Raw genomic sequence first — 7,735 nt, 5'->3', positions numbered from 1 at the left:
ACAGGAAAACGGCTGCATCATAAAAGAAAAGACACCGACACCATTCAGGAACTACCGCCCATCGGTAAAAGGATTGCATCTAATTGATACCTTTTCTGCCTGCACTGGAGAGAAACCGGGAAGGTATTTGATACCGTACTTTTCCGGGTTCTGCCCGGCATGGACGAAGAGAAAACATTATTATGATACCAAAAACTTTAGGGGAAAATATTATATATATAAATAATATATGAATATATAATATTTGTATATTTATTGTATGAATAAATTATATTGAAATATTCTTTTATTGAATATTTGTTTGTATATTTGCGGTGTGAAGTTATAAATATGGTAGTAGTAGTTTTAAAAGCGGCAACTTCTTTCGCTGGTATTGATTATAATGAGCGAAAGAATGAGGAAGGCAAGAGTGAACTTCTTGTTGCAGAAAATTTTGCTATGAATCCAGATAATTTGAAGAAGTCGGATTATATAGCTTATATGGAATCTGTCTGTAGGACTAATCCAGCGGTCAAGGCAAAACAATTTCATGCAGTGATTTCATGTAAGGGGCGTGAATATTCGGCAGAGGATTTGAAAAATGTAGCTTTGCAATATATAAATAAAATGGGTTATGGAAATAATCCTTATATGATATATTTTCATTCTGATACAGAAAATAATCATGTACATATTGTTTCTACACGAGTACAGAAGAACGGACAGAAGGTAAAAGATAATATGGAAGCTGTGCGCTCACAGAAAGTCATAAATCAAATAATGAATGTTGATTTAGCTTTGAAGGCTAAAGATGATATTTCAAAATACATGGAGTTTTCTTTTTCTACAGTGCAGCAATATAAGTTGTTACTTGAACAATCAGGATGGAAATTAAGAGAAAAGGATGGATTATTAATTTTGTATAAGGGTGGTGAAAAGCACGCTTCAATTCAATTAGAGCAGATAAAAGATAAAGCTAAACAATATACACCTGATGAAGAAAGAAGAAAACAGATAACAGCTCTTTTATTTAAATATAAGCAAGGACTTTCCTATACAGAACTTCAAACTTTGATGAAAGATAAGTTTGGTATAAATTTAGTCTTTCATACAGGAAAAGGACATACTAAACCTTATGGATATACATTAATTGATTATAGAAATAAGAGAGTTTTGAAAGGTGGGGAAGTTATGGATTTGAAGGAACTTTTAGTAGAGCCTAATAAACAAGCAAAAGTTGAACACTGTAATAGTATAATTAATCTTCTTTTGAAAGATGGAACAAAATATACAATGGATAGTTTCAAGAAATTAATGTTAGATTACGGTTATAGGTTTTCAATGAATGGCACAATATTTATAAATGGTGATGATAAGGCTTTATTGGTTCTTGATAAAAAACTGTTGAAAGAACTTAGATATAATAGCAGAGTGTATGAAGCAAATAAATTTAATGTTGCTACACTTAAAGAAGCCGAGTTGTTAAGTAGAATTTATCATGTGAAAAAAGATGATATTTTGATTCAAGAGCATATGGATAAAAAAAATACTGTCTATACTGATATGATAAATAGTTATTTGGCTCATAGTTCAGATTTACATTCTACATTAAGAGAAAAAGGAATTCTTTTTGTTGAAGATGATAATTTAGTTTATCTAATAGATAAAAAGAATAAAGTAATCGTAAGTACTGATGATTTAGGAATCAATATTATAAAAGATGGCTATAGTAAAGATAGGATTACTCTAGTTACTCTTGATAAGATGGAAAGAATAAATGTTGAACAAGATTCAGAACTGGCAAGGGGATTTAATCTGATTGATGCTATTTGTGATATTCTTAGCCAGCATATAAATGTACAGCAAGATAAATCTCCTAATAGGAAAAAGAAAAGAGGACAGCAACAAAATTAATAAATATAAGTAAGATATGATAATATTATTTGGGAATCAGAAAGGCGGTTGTGGTAAAACGACTAATTGCATACAATTTGCCAACTATCTAGTAGAAAAAGGAAAAGAAGTTCTAGTATTGGATTTAGATTTTCAGCGTTCATTATCGGATAGAAGAAAAGAAGATATTGCGACCTATGATAATGAACCTAAATATGAGGTTATACAAACCGATATATCTAATGTTGCTAAAATTATTAGTGATTTTACTAAGGTTGAGCAAGGAAATCTATTAATAGATTTGCCTGGTAAGATTGATGATGATGCTCTGGGAACTATTCTTAAAGCTGCGGATATAATAATATGCCCATTTAAATACGATAAATTTACAATGGATAGTACAGGTTTTTTTATCCAAGTGTTACAGTATTTAAATGTAAAAGCTAAAATATTCTTTTTACCTAACAATATGAGAACTGCGGTAAGATATGAAACAAAAGAACAGGTAGTTGATATTCTTAAGCAAGTTGGTTTTGTTACAGATGAAATACCAGCTTCTGTTGCTATGGAACGTATAAATACATTAGCAATTAGTAATGAGTGTATTGATAAGGTGAAGAATGCTTATGATTATATCATTCAAGAAGGAGCAATAAAATAAAATATTCTTTTAATAGATATTTGTTATAAAGTTATTCATTTATTGTATATATTTGCACATGGCTGATAAATTAAGGAAAAAGCAAAATGAAGGTATTTCTAGTGTTCTGGAAATAGCTAAAATGATAAGAGGTGAAGAATTGCATGGGAGTAGTATAAATGAAGCTCCTATTCAAGAAGCTAAATATGAAGTTGAAGAGGAGAAAGAACCACTTCATGTAGAAATGGAAACAACTTCTTCGGAAGTTTTTAATTTTAATGGCTCTAGTGAAATGGATTTGACGGACTTATTAGAGTACATTAAAGGAAAAAATTATAATTGCAAGGAAGTTCTATATGTTGATACAGATGTAAAAGAGGTGTTTGGGTTGCTCAAAGCTAAAGCCAAAATACCTATTTCATCTTTAGTTTCGTTTATTTTGGAAGATTGGTTAACTAAACACCGTAGCGACATAAGTTCTTTGATTAAGCAAAAAAAGAACCGTTTTCTTTAGTACAGAAAAAGGGTCGTTTTGTGAAACAAAAGATTTTTGGTTAGGCTATAGACCCGTCCAATGGGTTTTTCCTCATTGGACGGATATTTTAGATAGAAACAATAATTTCTTTAGGGATTCCTGTATAATATGCTATTTTTTCTACAGGAATATTATCTTCTCTCATTTTTATTATAATATCAATATTTTCTTTAGTAATAGAAGAAGGTATAAACGTAAATAAAATGTCTGACAATTTGCTTATAGCCTTAATAACTTTTTGTTTGTCAGATTCTTTTTTTAAGTCTATTTCACAGAAAGTTGAAAGTTTATCATGCAAAATAAGATAATATATTCCTCCTATTATTAGTGCAGATATAGTTACAATGTCAATATCTGTATTGGAGAATATGTTTGAGAATTTTTGGCATAAAGGTAACGTGTGCAATTCCCGTAGTTGAGCGGTACGTTGACTAGTTTCATTGTTATTAGCTAGTTCCCATTTTAGAAGTTCTTGCATGATTTTATTTTCTGATAAAGATTGAAATAAACCTACAAGAATGTTCATATATAGTGCTTTATCGTTACTAGATTGTTTTTGTGATTTTACAATATCGCTAAACCAATAGTCGTATTTTTTTACATACTCGTCAATGAACTTATTCAAATCATCATATCTGTTATAGAATTGTACAGGCTCAATTTCAGCTTGTCGCATAATACCTGTAACTGTTAGATTAGAAAATCCTTCAGTTTCAATTAAATGGGTTGCCGCATTAATAATGCTTTCCTTTATGTCTTTGGCACTTCTTCGCTTTCTCCTTTCTTTCATTATTATTTTATTTTTATGTTCTTATTTATATCATTAAGAGTATTGACTAAAGATTCTAATTGTTCAAGTTTATGCGTGGCAAGAACGCTGACCCTTAATCTTGCTTCTTTGGTTCTTACAGCCGGATATACAATTCCAATTGTAAAGATACCTTTTTCTTGCAACATTTTAGCAATTTCGTAAACCTTTTTATTATCTCTTATCATAATAGGAAAAATAGGGGAAACAGATTTTCCTATGTCGAACCCTTCTTCTTTCAACCGTTTTCTAAGATAGTTCGTATTTTCCCAAAGTTTGGTTCTTATTTGTGGTTCTTTTTTTATAATCTCTAAAGCTTTTAGTATGGATGCTGTGACTTGTGGGGTAGGGGCTGCTGAAAACACATTGCTGTCCGCATAAAATTTCAAGTATTGTATTATCTTCTTCGAAGCTGCTGCAAATCCCCCTACGCAACCAAATGACTTGCTGAATGTGCCAGTAATAATATCAATTTGACCTAAACAGTTATAGTATTCAGCTGTTCCTCTGCCATTGGCTCCCATTACTCCTATTCCATGTGCATCATCTAACATCAGCATGGTTTCATAAGTCTTGCAAAGAGTAATAATTTCCGGAAGTAAAGACAAATCCCCATCCTGGGAATATACACCATCTATTATTACAAGTTTAGTTTGATATTGCCCTTTGACTTCTTTTAGTACCTTCTCCAAATATTCTAGGTCGTTATGCCCAATTCGTTTTATATTTGTTCCTTTTAGTCCAGCCATTGCGCTTGTGTGGATATAAGGGTCTATCAATGCAATATCATTTTGACCCAATAAGGCTCTTAGTATTCCGGCATTTGCTCCAAATCCGGAAGAAAATAAAATAGCTTCTTCTTGTCCTACAAAAGAAGCTATTTCTTTCTCTAGCTGTTGGTGTATGTCGAGATAACCACCTATTACTTGTGCAGCGCAAGCACCTGTTCCATATTTTTTTATAGCATCTATACCTGCTTGTTTAGTTTCTTCTCTTTGTGACATACCTAAATAATCATTAGAAATAAATGCAATAACAGGTTCGTTGAAGCCTTCAATTGCCATTGTTGAACCGATACCTGTATGTGAAGTTATCCAATAGCTTTTACATCCGAAATCATTTAGTTGCTCAATGTACTGCTGGAAATCATTTGCTCTCTCAATAGCATTTTTCCCATAGGATAGTTCAAAGTCTTTTAATGAATGATAAGTTTTTTCCATATTAGTATAATTTAGATTGTATATTGCAAAAATAGCAAATATATTATGTTTTTAAGCATTAACAGTGGAAAAAACAATATAATTCTTATATTATATACAATTTGTATTGTATATTTGCGATATGCAAATGCATTTGCTGAATAATTACTAACTTAAAAATATCGTTTTATGAGAAAACAAATTTTAATTTTATTAGGTTTCTCTTTTAGTCTTATTGCTTGTCAGCAAAACGAAGAGATTGGTTCTGTGGAGGATAATGCCAATCCAAACGAACTTACTACTAGAGCTGCTTCTATGAGAAGGGTTCCTACACAAGCGGAAAAGGATAATCTTAAAAAGGATTTCCCAAATTTAGATGTAAATAATATTTCTGTAACAGGAGAAGCAACAGGTACATATAATTGTATTGCTTATTCTATGGGGATAACTAACAAATGGATTGACCCAGAATCTTTTTACAATGATTTTATAGAACAGTATAAAAATGCTAAAACTTTATATGGTTCGTCTTGTAATTATGAACAGACTAGTACAGAAGGTAGCAATGCTACTGTTGATGGTTGGGGAACAAGTAGTATAGATATGACTCATGGAAGTGTTGTATATAGTAGCGGTACTTGGGAGTCAAAACTTGGGCGTTATTTGCGTATTACCCATAAAAGGAGTGAGCTATCTGGCACTTTGTATGGTAGAATTTTGGTTTCTTTTATCGAGAGTAGAACAAAGACTGATATGTCGGAGATAAAGGAACTTGCAAAACAGATAGCACAAGAAGATATTGAACTTTCTGATGCAGAAAAACAAGCTGTCATTGATAAAGCTGCAAATATTAATTGTGAGGTAAAGACTAAGTTTAACGATTTGTTTAATTCATGGAACGAAGAAATTTCAATAAATCCACAAACTAAATATAGTTCAAGTACTCTCGCTTATACAACATTACCACAGTTTAAAGAAATGCAAGCGATGGGTAAAAATATTATTCCGTTAATAATGGAAAAACTTTTAGATGAAGATAATTTCTTTTTGCTTCCTCTATATGATGCTATACAGACTGATTCTCAATTAAAAATAAGCTATAAGAAAGGTGATGCAAAGATTCTAGAAGGAGAACAGAATAAGGCTAAAAGAACAGTTCGTCTTTGGCTAAGTCTTTCGGGAAATTAAGTAAAATATAACTGACTTTTTGGGATAAATAGCTCTTAACGTAATATGCTGTAAGAGCTATTTATATATTTACCTAAAAGTTTTTGGCATCATGGATTTGTTTTCTCTTCGTCCTTTTGTATATGTGGCGTATTCGCGTGCGTCAGAAAGTAAATCTACGTGAACTCTATTGTGTATTTGTTTCTAAGGACATAATTTTAAAACTATATTTATGAAAAAAAAATTCTATTCTTTTTGGGGCGTAAGTCAATTATTGGTAGGAGCAATGACTATTGGTCTTGTCTCTTGTGAAAAAAGTTCTGAACTTTTATATGATTTTTCGGAAACATCAGAAAGTTCAATCCAGTCAAGAGCTATCTCTGTTGCTGACTCTGTGAGTCTGTTTTCTAATATAGATGAGTTTAAAAAAAAGCCAGAAACGAAATCTTATTCTTATTATCCTGAGACAGATGAATTTTATTCATCAAATATGTATGCTGTTAGAGAGCTTCCTTTTGCGTTGAAAGTCAGAGGAGGTGGAGTGGTTGGACAGCCTTATCTTTCTACTCAAGGAATGAGAAAAGAATTGATACTTTCAGCTTATAGTTCTTCAAAATTCTATTTAAAGATTTTGCCACCTAGTAGTGGAATACCATATTTGATTTATTCAAAGTCTTATAATAAGCCATTGGTTTGTGGTCAATATAACAATGACCCAAACAATAAACTTGTTTTTGTTTGGGACTCGGAAGATATAAGTTCTGGAAGTTGGGACCTTATACCATCAACATATAAAGGATATTTTAATATTGAAAATCAGACATATTTAGGAACGGCAGACCCCAATAATCCTTGGAGTGTGTTTAATTATTCTATAGAAGTAAAGAGTAATGGGCAGGTAGGGTATGCAAAATATAATAAGCAACCACAGCAAGAGTTTCTATTAGAGTTTCAGGATAAATTTAAAGTAAAAGAAATAGCATTTGAACCTAAAGCTGTAGTGACGGAATTAGACCCTGTTGTTGTGTATTCAAATGGTCAGACAGGAGCAGTTGCTGGACCATCAAATATTACAATTTATGCAAAAAAAGATGTAAAAGATACTTCTTGTTATACAGAAAAAGGAGCTTTGAAAATTCCAATGGCAAATGAAGAACAAATGTTTTTACGTCCTGCAATAATAGCCGGGCAATTTATTGCCCCTGGCAATTTTAGTAGTGGGGAAATGCCTGATTCAACAATATTTTTGCCTAGAGCTCCTTATACTTCCACAACGTATGAGATACCTAAAACATTATCGGTGACTATTCCGGTAGAAGTTGATGAGCCATCTTTAATTAAAGTAACGACTTATTTAAAGAAATATAGTGTAAAGGCTGACTATACTATTACTATGACTTATCGTAATGGAAATGAGGCTAATGATAGAGAAGTTAAATTTAAAGGTTCTTGGTATGGAATAAGCTGAATTCAACTTGCAAATGCAACAGAATTCTGATTAATAATTTGTTTAA

At 31.6% G+C, this 7,735-nt stretch carries 8 protein-coding genes; 6 read left to right on the top strand and 2 right to left on the bottom strand.

From position 1 onward, the window contains the following. From DW182_RS22655 to DW182_RS21725, 4 genes are all read left to right on the top strand, one after another. Positions 1 to 226: hypothetical protein (locus DW182_RS22655; RefSeq protein WP_233564207.1), on the top strand; the 226-nt coding region annotated here is incomplete at its 5' end. Positions 227 to 330: 104 nt separating this feature from the next. Next, a complete protein-coding gene (locus tag DW182_RS21735; RefSeq protein ID WP_007559083.1) occupies positions 331 to 1,893 on the top strand; it encodes a relaxase/mobilization nuclease domain-containing protein in 1,563 nt (520 codons plus the stop codon). Between the two features lie 16 nt (positions 1,894 to 1,909). Further along, positions 1,910 to 2,533, top strand: a complete 624-nt coding sequence (locus tag DW182_RS21730; protein WP_004295355.1) for a ParA family protein — start codon at positions 1,910 to 1,912, stop codon at positions 2,531 to 2,533. Positions 2,534 to 2,591: 58 nt separating this feature from the next. Then, the gene (locus DW182_RS21725; protein WP_007557648.1) at positions 2,592 to 3,026 is read left to right on the top strand and encodes a hypothetical protein; all 435 of its coding nucleotides are present in this window, start codon (positions 2,592 to 2,594) and stop codon (positions 3,024 to 3,026) included. 88 nt (positions 3,027 to 3,114) lie between these two features. Here the strand turns inward: DW182_RS21725 and DW182_RS21720 are convergent, their stop codons facing one another. After that, complete coding sequence (locus DW182_RS21720) at positions 3,115 to 3,837, bottom strand: TetR/AcrR family transcriptional regulator (protein WP_118296818.1); 723 nt, start codon at positions 3,835 to 3,837, stop codon at positions 3,115 to 3,117. Positions 3,838 to 3,839: 2 nt separating this feature from the next. Next, positions 3,840 to 5,075 carry an aminotransferase class I/II-fold pyridoxal phosphate-dependent enzyme gene (locus DW182_RS21715; protein ID WP_007559081.1) on the bottom strand — a complete coding sequence of 412 codons (1,236 nt, stop codon included), beginning with the start codon at positions 5,073 to 5,075 and terminating at the stop codon, positions 3,840 to 3,842. A gap of 168 nt (positions 5,076 to 5,243) precedes the next feature. On the opposite strand from DW182_RS21715, the gene DW182_RS21710 reads away from it, so the two are divergent. Next, on the top strand, positions 5,244 to 6,242 hold the full coding sequence (locus DW182_RS21710; RefSeq protein ID WP_004295351.1) for a hypothetical protein: 999 nt from the start codon (positions 5,244 to 5,246) through the stop codon (positions 6,240 to 6,242). 211 nt (positions 6,243 to 6,453) lie between these two features. After that, complete coding sequence (locus tag DW182_RS21705; RefSeq protein ID WP_233564206.1) at positions 6,454 to 7,689, top strand: hypothetical protein; 1,236 nt, start codon at positions 6,454 to 6,456, stop codon at positions 7,687 to 7,689. The last annotated feature ends 46 nt before the right edge of the window (positions 7,690 to 7,735 follow it).

Source organism: Bacteroides sp. AM16-24 (assembly GCF_003471885.1).
Taxonomy (GTDB): Bacteria; Bacteroidota; Bacteroidia; order Bacteroidales; family Bacteroidaceae; genus Bacteroides.
The sequence above is the reverse complement of the archived record's forward strand: the minus strand, read 5'-3'. Positions and strand labels throughout refer to the sequence as shown.